We start from the raw sequence: 19041 nt of genomic DNA on the forward strand, positions 1-19041 counted from the left end.
AGGTTGATGCCGATAGCTTTGTACGCGAACTGCGTGAGGCCCGAGCAGTCGAAGCTGTCGGGGCCGGTCGCACCCCACACGTACGGTTTTCCGCGCTGGGCCATCGCCACCGACACAGCCTGCTGGTAGCCACCGCCGCTGCTGCCGCCGTTTCCGGGATCGGCGGCCAGTTGCTGCCCGCCGCCGTCGTATTCTTTCGCCCACTGCAGGATTCGGGCAACGTACGGCTGCGTCTGGGTGGTGTAGTCCCCGCCGGACGGCATACCGCCAGCGTTGAGGACTGCGCCGATACCAGCGTTGTAGGCGGCGATCGTCAACGCCACCGGGTCGCCCTTCACGCGGCCCGAGGCGATGAGTTTCTTCATGTTGTTGTAGTCGGCGCACATCATGTGCCCTTGCGCCATGGTGGCGTCAGCAGCGTTGCGTGGGTCGCCCGTGCCTGGCGGGGAGATCGCTTTGCCGTTCTCGTCGACTTTGGCACCCCACGTCGGCCACGTCGTTGGCTGGAACTGCGAACTGCCCTGTGCGCCAGTGACACTTGTCGCGTTCTCGTTGAACCCGGACTCGGCGCGAATCTGTGCGGCCAACAGTGGCGCGGTGATGCCGTCGCAGATCTGTCCGGCGAGAGTGATCCATTTGACGAACCGTTGCGGAACGGTTCCCGGTTTGAGGGTGCGTCCTCCGACGGTGCCTTGCGCGCAGCTGATGTTGGTGACCGACTGCAAAGAGGCGCCGGCTTGCGAGTACTGGTCTTTCCATAGTTGTTGGGTGGCGCCGATCGCCAGCTGCTCCCACGACCCGAACTCGCCACCTCGAGTGGCCTGTTCTGGATACATTTCGACGAGAACGTCTGCGAGTTTCTTTGTCGCCCATTGCCGGTCCTGCGTGGCCACCGTTTTGAGGCGATCGAAGAATGCGCTCGCCGCGTACTGCACGTTCACGAGGTTGGTGGTGTCTGCGCCGGCAGCGCCGTCGAGCGGCACTTCACCGAAGATGCCGGTGCGCGGATCCTGGTCGGTGGGCTGCTTGGAGATGAAGTTTGTTTGCGCACCGGCGTAGGCGATCGCCAACACCGCTGCCCGCCCCTGCGGCTGAACGTCGGAGCGGCGCGCCGCGGAGATGATCGCCTTGATGTTTGCTTGCTGCTCGGGGGTGAGTGTTTGTGTTTTCTGCTCACCGTCGGGGGTGTAGGGCTGCACACCGTCTGGGCTGTCACCGGTTGGTGCGGCAGCCGTGTTGGCGCTGATTCCTGGTAGTCCCGCCACTTTCGCGGTCGGTGGCCCGGACTGATTGAACGACAGGTGCACGTGGTCGTTGTGCTTGCTGGTGTCGTTGCCGGTGTTGCCGTAGTCGCTCCACGATCCGTTCTGCCAGATCTTGTTGCGCCAGATGATGTATTTGATCTTGAGATCACCGGCATGATCGATGTAGAACTTCGCGATCTTGTCGCCCAACGCGATCCCCGTTGGGGATGCGTAGTCGGGGATCATGACGTCGATCGCCGAGCCGGTGCCGTGATCTTGCGCATCCGGCCCGCCACGGAACCCGCCGATCTTTTGGACCTGTGGGAACAGTTGAGCGGTCAGCCGCATGCCGCGTTGCGCGTTGGCCTGCAGGTTCGCTTCGTCACCCTTCGGTGACGCGGGCAGGTCAGCGGCAGTAGTCGACTGCGCTCCTGCCGGCTGCTGCGGTGACGGGTTGCCGCCACCGGTGAAGGCGCCCTCGGGTGCAGGCTTCTTGTCTCGCAGCCCGGGCACGCGAGCCGACGGCGGCCATGCACCCCAGCCTTGCGTTTTCAGGACGTTGTTGGCGACCTCCATCTGCTGTTCTTTGCTGGCCTGCCACGCTTGAGGCGCGAACTTTCCGCCGCCGTTCGCTGTCCACGTGCTCTGTGTGAACTGCACGCCGCCGGAAAACCCGTTGCCGGTGTTGGTGGACCAGTTGCCGCCGGATTCAAGTTTGGCCAGCGACTCCCAGTCGGCGGCCGTCACCACCCCTGGTGCTGACGGGGCGGGCGGCGCTGCGGGAGCGCCTGTGGCTGCGGCGTTCTCAGCTGCCGGTGGCCCCCCACCGCCACTGGTGGAGGCTTGCGCCTTGAACTTCGACAGCCACGGCATCGGGTCGACGCCGCCCTGCGACTTCCAGCCGCCGGGATACACACCGAAGTGCAGGTGCGCCCCTGTTGATGCGCCAGCGTTGCCGACGTCGGCGATTCGTTGCCCGGCGGTCACATGTTGGCCGACGTGCACGTGGACGTGCCCATCTTCGATGTGCCCGTACAGTGTTGACACTTTCTGTCCGCCGATAGTGTGGTCGATGATGACCCAGTTGCCGTAGCCGCTTGCCGGACCTGCCTGTGACACAACACCGTCAGCTGGTGCATAGATCGGTTTGCCGTAGATCCCGGGAGCCGAGAAGTCGACTCCGTCGTGATACGAGGTTGCACCGGCTGTGGGTGTTTCACGGCCGCCGAAGCCGGACGTGATCTTCATGTACTCCGCGTCGAGGGGTGCACCGAGAGTCCCGGCGCCCGCACTGCCTGGGGCGGCACCGTTAGTTCCGCCGGGCTGGGTGATGCGTGGCGCTGAAATGTCCAGGCATTGCCCGTTGTCTCGTGCAGCGGTTCCAGCGGCACCGGCAGCACCACCCATCAGCGTGAACAGCACCACCGTCCACACCATGCTCATCACCAGCATGGGCGCGAGGATCAGCACAGCGGCCGCGATGTAGACACGGCGACGGTTGCGTTTGGCCTTCTTATCGTTGCCAATCAGATTGGTGGCCAGCTTGACTACCGGCGCCGCTGCACCGCCGGTTACGCCGACGATCGCAGCGTTGGCCGCCTGACGTGTCGCTTCGTTGGCGGCGACTTTCACACGCCCGTCAGGCCTGTCTTTTCGGCGGGCCGCGCTCGGCTGGGTGGTGGGTGAGGGCTGCTGCCCCCGCGGCGATGATGGTGGTTGCGGGCGGGCACCAGCACGTGGCGCCGACCGGGGCGCATTATGGGAAGCGCTGACACGTTTGTTGCGGCCCGCACTCTGCGGACCGCCACCGGGACCTTTGCTGCCGCCAGCCACTACTGTCCTGGTGCGGATTCGTCGACGGCCGACACCAACGCAATGTCACCAGCCCCACGCAACGCCAGCTGCAGTCGGTAGCGGCGAGTTTGCTGCCGTGACTTGTCGGCGGTGTCGTTGATTCCCAACACAAGCCGGTCGATGACCACGGTGGCCACAGCGGTGTCATCGGCGTCGTTCACCGACACCGATGTTGTGCCGACGATGCGGCTGTCGAATGCTTTCACCTGCTGCTGCCAGGTCCACCCCCACTCGTCGATGAGACCGACCTGCATCTTGCCCACCAGCTGTGGTGTGGCCAACGCCTGCCAACTGTCGAACCATTCAGCTGCCGGATCGAACGTGAACGGCGAAAACTTGGAGAAGTGCACGGCAAAGTAGTTGGCGACTGACCGCAGGGCGGTGCTGCTGCGGCCTGCTTGCGGCGCGCCCGGCGCCGAGTCGACGTCGACGTCGGTGCCTGCACCGTCTGACGACGCCGCACTCGAGGGCCCGGTTGTGTCGGTGACGGTAGGCGGTGGTGCCAGCTGGGTGTCCACTGTGGTTGTTGGCTGCGCGCACCCAGCAACCACCGCCACCGTCATGAGCGCACCGGCGGCGGCGAATAGTGTTGCGCGGGCTTTCACTCGACGCCTCGTTTGCGCTGGCGGGCGCTGCGCGCGTGACGCCACGCCCGAGTCGCGGCCAGCCACAGCAACCACCCCACAACGTCGACGACCAGTAGCCCGAAGAACACCAGTGCGCTACGCCGAGTGATCTCGTTCTCGCCAACCCCGGAAGCCAGCACCGCCAGACAGATCCACACCAACCAGCGGAGGTACGGGCGACGCGCCTGCCGCTGAAACCACACCCATGCGTCATCGGTGGTGAGGTTCGACGGCTTCGTCTGCGACCGGTCAGGATGTGTCGCGTGACTATCACCAGCCGTGTGCGCCGATGCAGGTGTGTCAACGTCAGCAGGTGGGTGCGCCGGAGCAGCAGCACGTGGCGGCGACGACGTTGACGCCGAGACCCGTCGACTCATGCCGCACCCCCTGCAGGCTCAGCCCAACAGAATCGAGACGAGGCCGATCGCTGCACTGATCGCGAACAACGCGAGCAGTCCCCAGAACAGCAGCTTGCCCACGGGAATGCCCCGAATCTCTGACCCTTCGGCGTGCGAGGCAATGAGCGTGTTGAGGTTGAGGGGATCCTTAATGGCCGCGATCCGGGAACGTTGGGCGTCGCTGCCTTCCGCGTCGTCAGAACTGGTGTCACCCAGTTCATTGTCAGGATCAGTTTCAGCGTCACTGCTCTCCCAGCTCGCAACCTCAACTCCGTTATTGCCCTCGACGCCCTGCAGTTCGCAGACAGCGAGGTACTGGTTGGCGGCGGCGTTGCGAAGTCGAGTCGCCTTCACCTCGGTCAACGGGTACTCGATGTCGACAGCGTCAACTCCGTCGCAGGTGATGACGGCTGCCAGGGCCGCATCACTCGGGTCTGCGGCGCTGTATCGGATTTCCACGGCGCCCACCGAAAGGTGAGCTCCCACAGATATGTTGGCCACCACAAGACCGGTCGGCTCAGTCTGTCCATCGTCGACGCGCTGCGCTCCGGTGCGCGCCTGGTCGACGGCTGCATGTTGCGCGGCGAGACCACCACGCAGCCACCACGACTTCATTTCGGTCAGCGTGTACTCGCAGTCGACGCTGCGTGATGTGCCGGCCAGAGTGATCACCAGCGCCGCATCGCTGGGATCGTCGGGATCGTACTGCAGGTCGATCGCTGACACTGACATCGCCTCGACAGCGACGTCGGACCATCCTTGTGGCACACCGGCTGCAGCAGCACTGTCAGGGAAGCCTGCAACATCGGTGGCGACAATCTCTCGGCGGGGTCTGTGGTTGTTCGCCGGCATCGGATAGGTCATCGCTGCTCCCCGTTACTTGTCGCCGAACCGGTCGCGGAACTCGGCGGCCCGCTGGTATCGGGACACGCTGGCTGCTCGTCGTCGAGTGTCAGTGCGGTGTGCGGCGTCGCTCATGGTGCTGCGACCAAACACTGCCTGATCGTCGCCGTACAGCTTTGACCCAATCCACGACGCGGATGCCTGGTTATCCAATGCGGTGCGCCGTTCTTCTGACAGTCCGGTGGCATAGCTGCGCGGCACGATCAGCGATGCCACACCTTTGGCTTCTCTCGCCGCACCCGCACCCGCCGACCGCACATACGATCCGGACGCATCCATCGCCGACTCGAGGCGGCTGACCGGTTTCTGCGTGTACCGGCCGAGCCCGCTGGCAGCGTTCGCGCTGGCTTGCCGCGCCCGCGCAGCACCCGAACCCAGTCGCCCATATCGCACAACGTTTTCGGTGTTGGCTGCGGCCTCACTGGCGGCAGCTCGCGCGGGGCTCGCCACGAACCGCGCTCCCCTACCGACTGCTGCCGCACCCTGCCCGGCGTGGCGTCCTGCCGCTGCTGCTGCAGATCCGGCACGCCGGGCACCCGCGGCAGCCTTCGGCGCCGCGAACCCGGCGATCCCACCGATGGGGCGACCACGAACGCTCAATCCGCTGCCTCCGTCACCGCCTCCCGACGCCACCGGCGCCCCACCAGTAGGAGCGGTGGGGGTGTCTTTCTGCGGTCGACCGATCAGTGCGTTGCGACCCTGGCGGGCGGTGAACGCACCCGTCTTCGCGGTTCCGCGTGCAGTAGCCCCAGCCGCTTTTCCTGCCACTTTCGCGCCGCCGTACAAGGCCAACGCGGTGCCGGCCGACATGCCCGGATTCTGCATCGTTGATCCTTTGACCTTCGCCATCTCCCCGGTCTTGCGGATCATCTTGAGCATCATGAGCAGTGTCCCGAACAGCGCAAGGATCTTGAAACCCATCGACATGGGGGCGCTGAAAATCAATGCGACAATGACGATCATGAGTGACGCGAGGATTCCGTAGGCGAGGCGATGAGCAAACGTGCCAGCAAAGTTGGACACGTACTCGAGTGCTCGGCGGGACTGCCCGGGAAAACTTGCCACAAGCAGATAGAACGGCCCAAATAGGAACAGCCCGAACAGCATTAACTGCCACCACAGGCACATCAGCGATATGGTGCCGACACCGGCAGCGATCACACCGGTGCCGACGAGCGCGACCAGTGCCTGGGTGAGGTGCGGGAACGATCCCATCCCTTGGTAGGAGCGTTGCATGTCGGCAGCGTTGTTCGCGATCACCTGGTTGGTGCTTTTCGATTGCGTGTCGAGTTCGTAGGCGACCGCATGGTAGGGGTCGCACTGCACCAGGTGTGTGTAGTCGCTTTTGCCGTCCATGCATTTCACGCGCGCCGCCGCAAAGGAGGGGCCGCCTTCCTGCGCGATCAAATAGCTCCGCATGTCGGTGCATCCGCGGTAGTTGTTGTAGCAGGGAAGTCCTTGCCCTGCTTTGTCATCCTTGGACTTGATCAGATCGGTGCGTCCTCCGACATGCGGGTCGCCGTAGCGTGTGATGCGGGTTGCCGTTTTGATCTCGTTGTTACCGGCTGACCCGAACTGTCCGATCGCCCACGGCCTGTACGCCAACGATTCCGCCAGAATGCATGACGAGTACCGCTGCCCTGGCACCGCGGCAGCGAACGCTTCGTCCTCGTTAGGGCCGGTCGGCACTGGGCGGGGCTTCTGGCACATCATCTTTGATGAGCCGACGACAATCGTGTCGAAAGTGACTTCGGCGACTTGCGAATTGAGTGACGCCACCATCGTGTCACCCACTGATGCGAGCAGAAACCACCCACGGTTCGGGTTGTTCCAGCCCGCACCTGCCAGACCAGTGAACAGCAGCCCCCCAAGCAGCAGTACGCCGGCGATGCCGGCCACTTCGCCGAGCGCGCCGCGCGCACCGTTCTTGATGGTGCCTACGATCATCAGTCGGATGAATCCGAGCATCAGCATGACCGCGCCCATCGGGGCGAACAGGTAGGTGAACATGGCGTCGACGTACGGCAGTGTTTTGTCGTACAGGAACTGCAGCGGCCGCCCCGACTGTGAGATCTCTTTCACGTAGATGACGAACTGCAGGATGTACTCGTTGACCTTCATGACGAGGTTGCCGGTCACGACCGACATCCACGGCATGATCGAGCACACCTCCTGCCCGTCCGAGTTCTTCTGCCAGTTAACAAATTTCAGGCCGCGTAGGCCGGCGATCTCGAACAGCGTGTAGTTGTCGAGCGAGTAGTTCGGGCCGAGCCGATCGAAGTTTCCGATCTGGTCGGAGTAGTTCGGCACTTCCGATGGGTTACCCAGGTTCGGTGCGGCTTTGACCTTGCCGAGATTGCGGGACGCGAACAGTGACTCGGGACCTGTGCCGGTGGGTTCCTGCGTCAGATCTGGTCTGGTGAACGAACAGATCAGGTCGTTGGCTTTGGTTTCGAAATAGTCGCCGATGCCCAGGAATGCTTTGGCCTGTGGCGGGGCTGCGCCAAGAGTCAACCCCATCCCACCGATCATTGCGACGAGCACAATACCGGCAGCGCGAGCGATCCTCGCCCGCCACAGCTTCTTGTTACGGGGCTGCGCTTTTCGGCTGCGGAAGTAGATTCCGGCGACGGCGACGACGAACGATAGTGCTGTGGCCGCCGACGACCAACCACTGTTGGGTGCGCACATCCACACCGGCACCGCCGACAGGATCGTGCCCTGCGCTACCGCGACACTCCATCCGACGTGCACACCGCGGTGCGGTGCCACCACGACCAGAACGGTGACAGCCACCAGTTCCAGACCCGCCACAAGCGGGTACACCGGCACCACTCCGGTCGCTGCGATCACCACCATCGTGGAAGCAATCACCGCCAGCACGGCAAGCGTTGACGATGCCAACACGCCAGCGACTTGTGGGTGCGATCGGCGTAGCCACACTGCCACTGCGAGCGCGCCGATGAGCCCGGCGTTGACGACGGTGACACCGACACCCATCCTCACCCAGGTGGCCGCCACGAACAGTGCCGCGAGCGCGCACGCTGCGACCGCTGTCCACCGCACCCGGGTGACGGCGCGCTCCACGTGCACGCCAAGATCGCCGAGCGCACGCCATGCGCTGGCGACTGCCGGGGTGGTGGTTGTCATCCTTGAGGGCTCCTTGCTTGTGCGTCAGGCTGGTTGGGCCAGATCGTCGAACTCGCCGTACTCGAATCCCATGCGGGTCGCGATCTCACTTTCGGCGTCGTCGAGGCCACCGATCACTGCAGTGAACTGGGTGCGGTCGCGGACTGCCGGGTTCAGCGTCCACTCGCGTGGGTCAGAGGATATGGGGTGACTTTGAGCGGTGGCGCGCTGTGTCGCGTTCGTCTGGCAGGCCCGGAATAGTTCGTCGAACAGCGAGTCGATGTGAGCGGTCGCAACGCGCTCGTCGGCGTCTTTCATGACGCACACACCGGTGGACAGACTTCCGCCTGCGCGTTGCTTTAGCAGGCGGTGCGACAGCATGGCTGAATCCTCATCATCAAGTGACGTCGAGGACCGCAACAGTTTCAGTGCAGCCTGCGCCTCGGCGTTTCCCTTCTGCTGGAAGACGAACACCGTGGAGAACTGGTTCTTGTCGGCCTCATCACCGGACGATTGAGCCTCCTCGATGCGGTTAATGTCCTTGGCCTGCTGGCTGATAATGATGACCGCGAAGTACAGGGAGCGGCCCTGCCGCAGTGCACGATTGAGGAGGCTCGCTCCGGCCGCGAAGGCGGTTATCATGTAAGCCTCGTCCACGAACAGTGCACGCGGACGTGTGTCCTTCTTCCGTCGGTGCGGACTGATGGAGATGCCGGCAGCGCTGAACACCCGCTCGACCTGCCACAGCACCGTGAACATGGCGGCGCTCGCGGCGCGCGCCGACTCATTGACGGCTGCCTCTTCCTGAGACTTCGGCGGATTGAACCCGATCATCGTGATGACGGTGCGACGATGAGTGAAACCTCGGATCATTGATCCTTCGTCAACATCGCTGTGCCCGAACAGTAGTCGCGCATACGGTTGTGTTTCTGCGCGTTCGAGTCGTTTGCGAAGGGTGATGAGCTGGTCGCGTGCCTGCTTGGCGTCGATCTTCTCAGCATGTTTGTCGAGCACCCCGGAGTAGTACTCGATGTCGTCGGCGATCTGGTCCGCTAGCTGGCTGAGGCGCGGCAATGGATAGTTGGGGTCGTCGGCGACGCCCTGCTTGTAGGTTTCGCGCAGCTTGGTGAACGCCAGCTCGATGCTGTTTCTGCGGGGGTCCTGCGGTGACAGATCGGAGAACAGGTGGTCGATCTGCTGACGTGCGAGCGCTTCGCCTTCCTCGAAGTCGTCGGTAAGTAGCCACGGCTCCATCGATCCTGACTTGCCCGTCGTCAGGGACACCACCTTGGTGTCATCCCAGAACTGCCGGTTGATGGGTTGGAAGGGGCTGTCGGGCAGTCCGAGTGTGCCCGCCGCTGCAGCTTCGGCGAAGCCGTCTTCGAGCACCTGGGGGCCGAATGCGATGTAGTGCACAAACTTTTCGAAGTCGTTCTTCGGGTCGAGGACGACTGTCTGCACTCCCGACTCCGACAGCCAAAAGAACAGACACAACGCCAGGGTCGATTTGCCGCCGCCGGTCGCGCCGATGATGGCGGTACCGGCGCCGCCGTTTCTGGCCATCGGGACGAACGGATCGAAGTGGACTATGGCTCCGTTCTCGGCGGCGTATCCGATCACATGGCCGTACCAGCCGAGCTCTTGCCCTGTTGCGTTCTCGATCTCGATGCCGTCGCCGACAGTGGGCGCCGAGTCCAGGCGGGCCATCGACAGGATTTCGAGGTCGGTGTAGCGGGTGCCGACGTCGACGCCGCCACCATCACGGAAGTCCTTTGCCAGCACGCGGCTTCCCATGCGGGCGGTGTCGAAGTCGCCGGGGAGCTGCTCTTCCAGAAGCGCGTACTGCAGGTTCTTACGCCGCTCGAGTTTGACGAAATTCTTCATGACGTCTTTGACTTCTTGCTCGCGGCGCGCGAGTTCCTTGAGCGTGGGCGCGCTGATGATGATGCGAAGCTGTCCGATCATCCCTGGTTGGGGACGTAGCGCCATCTGTTCGCGCACCTCGGCGGACTCTGCCGCGATCTCAGCGAAACGGGGATTGTTGACGGCCGCCTCGCCGCCGTTCTTGTTGCGGTCATTCACCTCGTCGGCGATCGTTTTCGTCGCGTCGTCGAGCATGCGCTTCCATAGGCGTTCACTGACGAGCCGGTACCGCCAGGAGATCTCCGGGGGATTCGGTAGGCGACGCAGAACCCGCCCCCACGCATTCCAATAGTCGAAAGGTATGCGGGATTCGGCGGTCGACACTGTGAGCGCGGCCGTGTAGCACGATCCGCTGACTCCGTCGTCGTCGTCGTCGGCGTCGGGGCTGGGGATGCGGACTGCGGCTTGCTGTTTGAGGTTCTCGCCGTTGAAGAACACGAGCTCGTCGAACCAGGTGTTGCGGGCGAACCGGGTTCGCGAATAGTCGGTGGTCGTGTCAACAGGGTGTGTTCCGGCGAGTGTCTTACGGATGAGCCAGGCGAGATCGCTGCGATCCATCGGTGTGCCATAGTCGGCGAGCCGTGCCAGCACTTCTGCGGCCTGGTTGCGGAAGCTGTTGAGCTCCTGGACGGTGAACAGTTCGTTGCAGAGTTCGTCGTCGGCGTCCAGGATTCGGTCGGCGGGATCGATGCCGACTTCTCCCTTCTGCTCACCGATTCGGATGAGTAGGTAGCGGGCGCGCACTGGGGCAGCGTCACGGATGTGTGGTTCCACTTTGTCCGATACCAGACCGGAGAACAGTGCGGTCGGATCCCAGTGGGATGCGTCGTAGCGTGTGCTCCAATCGCTGGTGTCGGGCGGCATGTTGCGCACGATTTCGTGGCAGGGTACTGACGCTTCTCGCTTACCGGACTGGGCGGCGAAGTAGTCGAGGAGTGCCTGCATCGGCTCGAGGTTGCTGTCGACGGCGGATTCTTGTTCCGCCATGGATTGGAACTCGTCGGTGGTGGTGTCCAACCGAACGCCAGTCCAGACGCCGCGGTCCTTGATGAAGAAGAACGCGGGAGAGTCTTCCATGTAGCGGTAGCCCAAGCGCCGCGAGTTGGCTTTCCTTTTCCGTTCGGCCGTGCCGGAACTCGACTCGGTCTTGGGCGCTTTGCGTGTCCGGATCATGAACACGGCTGCCGCTCCCCCAACCATGAGCAGCAGCAGGACGATCACAATGAATAGGATGCTCATGATTTGCCTCCGCCGTCAGCCTCGGCGAGCTTGCCGAGGCGTTCGTACCACTGGTCGAAAATGTGGAAGTCGTTGTGCACGACAAACTCTGGTGACTCTTTGGGTTGCGGCCAGTACACGCCCCAGCTGCGCAGTGCGCGACCAGCATGGATGTGGGGTGAGCCGGCGGGCCGCGGAACGACCACCTGCCAGCACAGGTCGTCGGCGAGGGTGTCTTTGCCGCGTTCGGCGATGTGGGTGGGCTGGGTCAGCCGCGCAGCCACCCACAGTTTGGCGCGAAGCCAAGGCTTTTCCCGATCAGCGGAGTCCCTGTTGAACCACACATAGAGAGGTATGCCAACCAGGAAGAACATCAGTGACGCCACTAGGAATCCCATACTTGCGCTGCTGACGATCATCACGGTGATGAAGATGAGGAGCGCGATAATGAAGGCCGGTATGGCGGCCATGGTTAACGCGGGCAGCGTGATACCGCCGACGCCCGCCAGGGAGATGTCGGAGATGTTGAACAGCTTCCCCTGGAATCGGACGATGCCGGTGTAGTCGCGTCCCTCTGTGGCCACTAGCGTTCTTCCTGTTAGCGCGTGCGACGGTCAGTTCACGCCGTCCTGCTGAACGGTCTGCTGGTTGTTCCCAATCTCGCCACCCGTGTTGATGGCGATGCTGACGAGAACCCCAGCCAGGCCCAGGCCCACACAGGCAAGGCAGACCATTGCGATCTTGCCGATGTGCTCACGCACACCTCCGTTGGGTTTGAAAATCGCGACCATCATCAAGATGAACACGACGACTAGCGCCACCACTGCGAGCGTCGATCCGACGCCCAGGAGTAGCGATTTCACATTGTTGAGGATGTTGTTGATGCCTTGTTCGCCCTGTCCTGCAGCGATGTACAGCGTCTGAGTGGTTGCGGGATGACTCATGATCGTTGCCTTTCATATGGATTGTCTGGTGGGTTCGGCGGTCGGCTATGGGGCGACGGACTCGCTTGTCTCGGCAGTGCTGTCGGTTGACGGGGCTGGCTGCTCGGCAGTCGTGGACTGTGGTGTTGTGCTCGTCGCTACTGGACCGCCGGTGGCGCCATCGGAGATGCCGGCGTCGATGCTGTCGGATGACCCACCGCTCGACGAGTTCGGGTCGGCCGCGCGGTCAGTGAGCGCTCCACCTCCTATGTCGTAGACCTGCCATTTGCCGTCGTTGTAGCGCAAAGACACTCGGTAGCCAGCTACCTGCGTCGACTCACTGGCCTTCACCTGCCAGGTCACATTGACCATGGCGGTGACGGAATCGCCGTTGCCGTAGACGACGCGTTGACCTGCTGTTGTGTCGTAGGTGGTGTATGCCTGCACAGACGTGATCTGTGGATTGGAGAATGCGCCGTTGAGCCCGGCCTTCACATCGGGTTTGGCGTCCGAGGATGCGGCGAGCGCGATCTGCTGAGAGTTGCTCGATGCCCATGCCGTGAAAAACGGTTCGAGGACGCTGGATTGCAGGTCGCTGGCCAAAGTGCTGTCGTTGTGGCCGTCCGGGGTGAAGGCGGGAGGCTTCTTGGTGCGTATGCCCGGCGTGACACCAAGATCCCCGACGATCGACATGTCGTTGCTTTCGGCGGCCGTGTTCACCCAGATCGGTACCGAGTAGGTGTCGAATCGTCCCGGCTCCATCGACACGGTGTAAACGAAGTAGGCGGCACGACCGCCCGTGAAACCATCAATCGGCGTGAACCTGCCTGTCCATTGAATCAGCTGCGGTGCTTGCACTTTGCCGCCGGACTGCCACCCGCATTGAGCACTCGGCCCTCCGGTGGTCATCGACGCCAGCGCCGCAGCGCGCGCCTGCACCTGGTCGGCGTCTCCGTGGGTTAGGCAGGTTTGCAGGTACTGCTGACCGAACGCAGCCATCGCAGCCGCGGGTAGATCAGTGAGCCGGTATGTGCTGCGTTCGTCGGCGCTGATCACGCCGTTGGCAGGCACCGCCGAGCGGCCCATGTACACGCCGCAGCTGCCGGCAACAGCCGCCGCGAACAACCCCACTGCCGCGAGGAACACCAATCTGCGTGTGCCCCACACGCGGGCGGTGACAACCGGTGATTTCCCGACTGCGGGGACCGGGAAGTGCTCGATGGGTACACCGTTGCTGTCGAACAGTTCAGGTGTGTCGTCGGGCAGTTCTTCGCTGCTCGCACCTCCGGTCTTGATGAGGTGGCGGCCCTTGCGAATCCAATCGGCGAGGCCGGTGCGGTCGTCGACAGCGACACCTTTGTTGGTGACGTAGATGAGGTTGCCATCTTCATCGGTGAGGTCGTTGTTGTTGGCATCGACTGCTACCCGGTCGGTGCCGATGCTGCTGTAGTACTCGAAGACGCGATGGCCCTTGCCATTTAGATAATAGTCGTCACCTTCGCGGGGAAGGTTGACGACGATCTGATCCTCGTCGATAGCAGGGGCGTCGGGTGGTGGATCGGCGGGTATAGCGGGCGCTTCGGGTGGATCATCGTGCTCGGGTGGCGGTGGTTCACGGTCGAGCAGTCCCACTGCAGCAGTCGGTGGCGGCGGGGCGGCTGCGGGTGTGCTGGCGGTGGAGGCATGTCGTGGCCGTGCCCGCCCGATGCTGATGCTCTGCGACGGTGTGTCTGCGTGTGCGAGGGCGGTGGCCGCCTGGTTGATCGGTGCTGTCCGAAGTGCCTGAACGTACTCGGCCAGAGCTGAATCCGAGTGTGGGGGCAGCCGATAGTTGGCGTCGACGGGCGGCTGCTCGGTCGCGAACACCGCGGTGAACGCTGGTCGTTCGCCAGCGTCGTAGGGCCGTAGCCGGAACGTGTCGCCGTCTGACACGGGTTCTCCTCTTACGTGGATAGCCTGGTTGACACGGCTGGGCCGTGTCATATGGAGCAGCTATCCTGATTGGCTTCGATGTATGTGACACGAAGTCTAGATCACGGCCTTTTCACCGCCGTGGATCTCAGTTTCTGGCAGCACGAAAACACCCTCTAGCTGCGCTTACCACTGGTGTCAGCAGCGAGGTGGTTGTGTCTGCCTGGTGTCGCGCACACTGCATCGCTTCACTCGCATCAGCGAGGCGGCTTGCTATCGCAGCCCAGTCTGCGGCTAGGGGTGACTGCGTCGGTTACAGCAGGCCGTCGTCGCTGTCGTCGACGACGGCGTCACGGAACGGGTTCGCGTGCGGCGCTGGGATTGGTTCGTCGTCCACAGGTTCGTCAGGCAGCGGAATGTCGTCGTCGGGCACCTGCACCGTCGCCGGCGGTGGTGCAGGGGTACTGACGTCGTCGATCTCGGCGCGGAGATCGTCGACGTTAGTCGGCTCGAGGTTGACGGTGTGGAAGGCGCGTACACGCGCCAAGAGTCCGTCGGGATCCCATTCGTCGTTGATGCGGCGCAGCGTTTCGATGCGGGCGGACAGTTCTGATCGTTCGACGTCGGTGGGGTTGGCGAATGGCGTGTAGCCGAGCGGCGGTTCGTCGACAGGCACCATCTGCAGCGTCTCGTGCCAGTTGTTGGGTCCTTCGGGTCCACATGAGTGCACTGCGGTGAGCTTGGGAGCGGTGGTGATCCACAGCATTTCGCGGTAGTCGTCGTCTCGGATGCTGGCCAACGCTTGCGCAGCACCCTTGGGCACCCGTGTGGATTCAGTGTCTGTTGCTCGTACCGTGGCGGATTGCTTTGCGCCGGTGAACAATCCGAGACGGTTGTTTGTTACCTCTATGTCTTCGGTTGCGATCTTCTTGTTGACGTGCCCGGAGAACTCACAGATGTCGGTGTCGTCTTCTTCCTGACCAATCTGCAGTGTGACGATGTCGCTGGTGTTCGCGATAAGCGGTTCGAGGTAGTTGTCACCGACTTTGCGGATGTCAGCGAGCGCCTGAGTGGAGGCGATGGGGATCAGACCGACGTCGGCGGCTTTGTTGACCAGTCCGATGAGTGCGGTGGCGCCGGCCGCGTTGGCGAGGCTGCCGAACTCCTCGAGTTGCAGGATGACTGGCGGCCAGGGCGTGTCGTCGGCCTTCTTGTTGCTGAACTGTCTTTTGAACTCGCGCAGGGTGGCGATGGTTGATTGCAGATCAAGGAGGATCAGAGCGGTCAACGATTGTGCTTGGCCAAGGTACTCGGCGGCAGGCAGCGAAAACAGGATGATTTCGCCGCGGACGATGGCCCGCAGCAGGTCGATACGCAGTGCTGGTGCGGACCCTTCGGACAGAGATTGCGGATAGAACGCGGACGAGCCGATGAAGTTGCTGATCATCGACTGGAGGTCGGCGATGGACGAACCGACGGTTGACTTCGTTTTCGGTTCATTCCGCACGATCGACAGGGCCCTCGAGCGTAGGTGATTGACCATCGATTCGGCGTCGGCGTACTGCATGTGGGGGTGATGACGCAGCATCAACTCCGGTGAGAGGATCTTGGCCTGGGCATCGAGGGTCTCAGGTTCGAGCATGTCGGTGAGGACGTCGAGGGAGCGTCGTTTGCGTACCGCCCCGGTGTCGGGGTCGGTTTCGAGGTCGAATCCGTTGTAGCGGGCAATATCCCAGCACAGACCGGAGATCTCAACAGCGTTCCGGTGGTACACCTCGGCTTCGGGGTTGTGGGCGACGGAGTTGACGAGCATGTTGGCGCGGCTGGCGCCGCTGCCACGGCTCAGTGGGTCGTAGTGGCAGGGCCGGGGCGGTGAGTAGGGGTGGGCCCGCTGATAGATGCCGCCTCCGGGTGTCATGGTGAAGTGTAGGAAGCTACGCCCGAGACGTTCTGCGTCTCTTGCCTTTTCCGCCTCGAATGACGGGTCGGGCTTACCGCAGATGACGATCTGACCGGCGCCGGTGCCGGCGGAGACTTGGCGCGCTACGGAGTTTCCGACACGGGTCTTGCCGGTACGTGAACTGCCTGTGACAAGGAGCAGCTTGCCGAAGTTGTCGAACGGTATCCCGACGGGTTGCCCGTACTTGCCGACGCCGAGGCACGCTGAACGCTTCGTGTTCCACAGTTTCATGGCTGAGTGGTCTCCTGTTGGGCGGTCACGGAGGTGCGGAATCGTGTCGGCGGTGGCGGCGGTGGTGCACTGCGCTGGCGTCGACGTCCAAGGCTGATAGCGATCGGCGGGTCGCTAGCGGGGGCTGGATGAGGGCGAATGTCCTGGTGGTCGACGATCGGGTCTTGTGTGGCGACGGACGCGGCGCGGTGGTCGTCGGCGCACATGTCGGTGGTCTCGGCGCCATCGGTGGTCTCAGCGCCCGGTGGTGTGTCGATGGGGTCGTCTGCTGATGCAGGTTCGGCTTCACGGTTGGCGGTGTCCAGCATGTCGTCATCAGCGTCGACGACAGCTGTATCTGGTTGCGCGCGTGTGGTGGGAGTCGCAGTGGCGACGGCGTTCATGGCTGGTGTCTGGTTGCGGGCGAACGGGTTTCGCGGTGCGGCGTCGGGCTCAGGGTCGGGGCGGGTCACTTCGGATGCGCCTGCCGGTGCATCGTCGGTCGGTCGCGGTGTGCGGGAGCGCAGCAGCTTGGCGACGGTCTGAATGTGCGGTTGCAGCTGGTCGTGCAGTTCACGCAGCACCGGTGGTCGTCTCGTCGAGTCGGTGTCGTCGGTGGGGACGTTCTCGTGGTCGGCGGCGGTGTCGGTGATCTCTGCGGGAGCCGGTGGGCTGTGGTCGGGATCGAGGTCGGCGAGTTGGGCGTGTAGTTCAGCCAATGTTGGTGGCGCGATCTGCAGTTCCGGCATGTAGTGGGCGGCGGCGACGCGTCGCCGATTGCGTTGTATGCGTTGCCTGTCGAGGATGCCGACGGGGCGGTGGTTGGAGTGTGATTCGCCTTCGATTTGGCCTCGGGTGGCTCGGGAGAAGGCGCGGACGCGGGCGAAGATTGCTGCGGTGAGGAAGGCCAGTGGTGCTGCGGCGATGGTGGTGACGACCGCGGCGGCGATCGGTTCGGTGCGGAATGAGGCGGCGACCGCTAGTGCACCAGTTGTGGCGGCCGAGTCGGGGATGAGGCGGAGGACGGCGGTTTGGGCGAGCAGCCAGCCGTACCAGTTGGACATGGAGCCGGCGGCGAGCCGGCCGATGAGGAAGCTGACGGCCGCCCACAGTAGGAACCAGCCGGTGCGGACGCGGCGTTTCTCGAACGCGAGGATGGCGGCGGCGGCGATGAGGGTGTAGCCGGTGAAGAACACGGTGACCAGGACGCCGATCAGTAGCCAGCCGTAGATCGGGCTGCGTGAGCGTTGTTCGCGTTCGGGTTGTGGTGGTGGCGTTTGCTGCGCCGTCTTCGACGAGAAGATGCCCACGGTGTGGCCTTCCGAGGAGATGTGGCTTCGATGTATGGCTGCTGATTATGCACGCCGCGTTTCATTCGGCGTGTTGTCCGAGAAAATCGGTCGGGGCGGCGTGTCGTCGGCAGGTTTGTGCACGTAGACGGCTAGCGTCGTGCGCACCGAGGAATTTCTCGGACAACACGCCCGGTGGTAGTTGGTTGCCGGGAGTGACACTGACCGGTAGGCTCCGACTTCATACATCGAAGCCACAACACACATATATAGGGGAACCCTCATGGCGCGTGCGCGCAGAGGCCGGCCGTCAAAGGGTCGGCGCGACGAATTTCGTGTTGCCGTCGCAGCCCACGACACCTATCTGGTGCACCGGCTTCGTCAGCTCCACAACCGGGACCGCGGCGAGATCCTTGCCGCCGCAGTCGTCACCGGCCTCCACCACCTCGATGAACTCCCAAATGCGTTGGTGCGCTGGCACGCTCAGCCTGCCCCCATCCCACCAGCACTCACCCAACCTCACGCCGACGAGAAGCTACCCGCCTGGGTCAACACCAGCATCGACGGTGCGCCGCAACGGTTTTGCCTGATGCTGCCGACGGTGTACTCGACAATCGTCACCGACACCGCCACCCGGCACGCCGCCACCCCGTTCATGTACGCGACAATCCGCTCGGCGTTGCTGTGGGTTGGTCTGCACCACCTCGACGAGATTCGCACCGCGTTGCACGAACTCGACGACGTGCAACGCGGCGACGCCGCCGGGCAAACCGCGCTCGCGTTCTACAGCGGCGAACTCGTCGACACCGGCCGATCGGCCGAAGAAATGACTCGCGCGCGAGAACTACTTCGCCGCGCCACACCGGTCGCCGAGATCGTCGCCGCGACCGGCATTCCCGCCGAACTTCTCACCGCGATGAGCGATGAGATCACCGCAACGACCGCAACGAAGGGAGAGCAGCTGGACTTGATGTCGACAGCGGTGTGAACGCCGCCCCACTCGCACCCCGCGATAGCACAACCCGACCAGGGTTCGCGGCACAAGAGTGAGGACGCCTACGCGTAGTCGCGCAATCATCTCCTTCTTCATTGCACAGGGCCGGGACGCCAACCCGACACCACCCCTGATCAGACAATGAAGAAGGCCCCCACCAGAGGTGAGGGCCTTCGGAGAAGTTCGCCAGAACTCCAGCGCGGCGCGGGGCCGTCCTTTTGAGAGTACCCGAGCGGCTGCCACGCCGTCGGTGTTCTTGTTGCCTGCCCATTCACGGGGATTCACTACCGGTCAGCCACCACAGCTGGTCCGGGCGTTTGTTGTACCCGCATGAAGGAGCGTGCACATGAGAGGGTACCCCCTACCCGCTGGACGGGTCCACCTGTCCGCAGCTCGGCGTGTCAAAAGTAGCCACATCTGCCCCACCAGTCACACACGGTGGGTGGGTTGCTCACCTCT

12 protein-coding genes are annotated in these 19041 nt (G+C 63.4%); 1 reads left to right on the top strand and 11 read right to left on the bottom strand.

Going from position 1 to position 19041, the window contains the following annotated elements; genetic code table 11:
* The 11 genes from GOOTI_RS27110 to GOOTI_RS04985 all read right to left on the bottom strand — a co-directional run.
* Positions 1–2876, bottom strand: a 2876-nt coding sequence (locus GOOTI_RS27110) for a transglycosylase family protein (protein ID WP_051997862.1), incomplete at its 3' end; no start/stop codon positions are given.
* Positions 2877–3076: 200 nt separating this feature from the next.
* Entirely contained in the window at positions 3077–3703 is a 627-nt protein-coding gene (locus tag GOOTI_RS04940) for a hypothetical protein (protein WP_007237470.1), read from the bottom strand.
* The gene (locus tag GOOTI_RS04945) at positions 3700–4101 is read right to left on the bottom strand and encodes a hypothetical protein (RefSeq protein WP_039993437.1); all 402 of its coding nucleotides are present in this window, start codon (positions 4099–4101) and stop codon (positions 3700–3702) included. Before GOOTI_RS04945 ends, GOOTI_RS04940 begins: the two co-directional genes overlap by 4 nt.
* 18 nt (positions 4102–4119) lie before the next feature.
* Positions 4120–4986 (bottom strand): hypothetical protein, encoded by an 867-nt coding sequence (locus GOOTI_RS04950; protein ID WP_007237472.1) that lies wholly within the window; start codon positions 4984–4986, stop codon positions 4120–4122.
* A gap of 12 nt (positions 4987–4998) precedes the next feature.
* Positions 4999–8175: a hypothetical protein gene (locus GOOTI_RS04955; RefSeq protein ID WP_007237473.1), complete on the bottom strand. Its 3177-nt coding sequence runs from the start codon at positions 8173–8175 to the stop codon at positions 4999–5001.
* Between the two features lie 24 nt (positions 8176–8199).
* Positions 8200–11316, bottom strand: coding sequence for an ATP-binding protein (locus tag GOOTI_RS04960; RefSeq protein WP_007237474.1), 3117 nt, complete (start codon positions 11314–11316; stop codon positions 8200–8202).
* On the bottom strand, positions 11313–11879 hold the full coding sequence (locus GOOTI_RS04965) for a hypothetical protein (RefSeq protein WP_007237475.1): 567 nt from the start codon (positions 11877–11879) through the stop codon (positions 11313–11315). Before GOOTI_RS04965 ends, GOOTI_RS04960 begins: the two co-directional genes overlap by 4 nt.
* Before the next feature lie 30 nt (positions 11880–11909).
* Positions 11910–12239 carry a hypothetical protein gene (locus tag GOOTI_RS04970; RefSeq protein WP_007237476.1) on the bottom strand — a complete coding sequence of 110 codons (330 nt, stop codon included), beginning with the start codon at positions 12237–12239 and terminating at the stop codon, positions 11910–11912.
* 45 nt (positions 12240–12284) lie between these two features.
* Positions 12285–14150, bottom strand: a complete 1866-nt coding sequence (locus GOOTI_RS04975) for a conjugal transfer protein (RefSeq protein WP_007237477.1) — start codon at positions 14148–14150, stop codon at positions 12285–12287.
* Positions 14151–14442: 292 nt separating this feature from the next.
* The gene (locus tag GOOTI_RS04980; protein ID WP_007237478.1) at positions 14443–16320 is read right to left on the bottom strand and encodes a hypothetical protein; all 1878 of its coding nucleotides are present in this window, start codon (positions 16318–16320) and stop codon (positions 14443–14445) included.
* The gene (locus GOOTI_RS04985) at positions 16317–17609 is read right to left on the bottom strand and encodes a hypothetical protein (protein WP_007237479.1); all 1293 of its coding nucleotides are present in this window, start codon (positions 17607–17609) and stop codon (positions 16317–16319) included. The genes GOOTI_RS04980 and GOOTI_RS04985 overlap by 4 nt, the downstream gene beginning before the upstream one ends.
* Before the next feature lie 262 nt (positions 17610–17871).
* Here GOOTI_RS04985 and GOOTI_RS25620 point away from each other — a divergent pair, with 262 nt between their 5' ends.
* Positions 17872–18576, top strand: a complete 705-nt coding sequence (locus GOOTI_RS25620; RefSeq protein WP_138985169.1) for a hypothetical protein — start codon at positions 17872–17874, stop codon at positions 18574–18576.
* Positions 18577–19041 lie beyond the last annotated feature (465 nt).

It is taken from the genome of Gordonia otitidis NBRC 100426 (assembly GCF_000248075.1).
Taxonomy (GTDB): Bacteria; Actinomycetota; Actinomycetes; order Mycobacteriales; family Mycobacteriaceae; genus Gordonia; species Gordonia otitidis.

Coding starts and splice junctions, on each gene's coding strand:
- GOOTI_RS04945 (WP_039993437.1), bottom strand. CDS start 4,101: ATGAGTCGACGGGTCTCGGCGTCAACGTCGTCGCCGCCACGTGCTGCT.
- GOOTI_RS04950 (WP_007237472.1), bottom strand. CDS start 4,986: ATGACCTATCCGATGCCGGCGAACAACCACAGACCCCGCCGAGAGATT.
- GOOTI_RS04955 (WP_007237473.1), bottom strand. CDS start 8,175: ATGACAACCACCACCCCGGCAGTCGCCAGCGCATGGCGTGCGCTCGGC.
- GOOTI_RS04960 (WP_007237474.1), bottom strand. CDS start 11,316: ATGAGCATCCTATTCATTGTGATCGTCCTGCTGCTGCTCATGGTTGGG.
- GOOTI_RS04970 (WP_007237476.1), bottom strand. CDS start 12,239: ATGAGTCATCCCGCAACCACTCAGACGCTGTACATCGCTGCAGGACAG.
- GOOTI_RS04980 (WP_007237478.1), bottom strand. CDS start 16,320: ATGAAACTGTGGAACACGAAGCGTTCAGCGTGCCTCGGCGTCGGCAAG.
- GOOTI_RS25620 (WP_138985169.1), top strand. CDS start 17,872: ATGGCGCGTGCGCGCAGAGGCCGGCCGTCAAAGGGTCGGCGCGACGAA.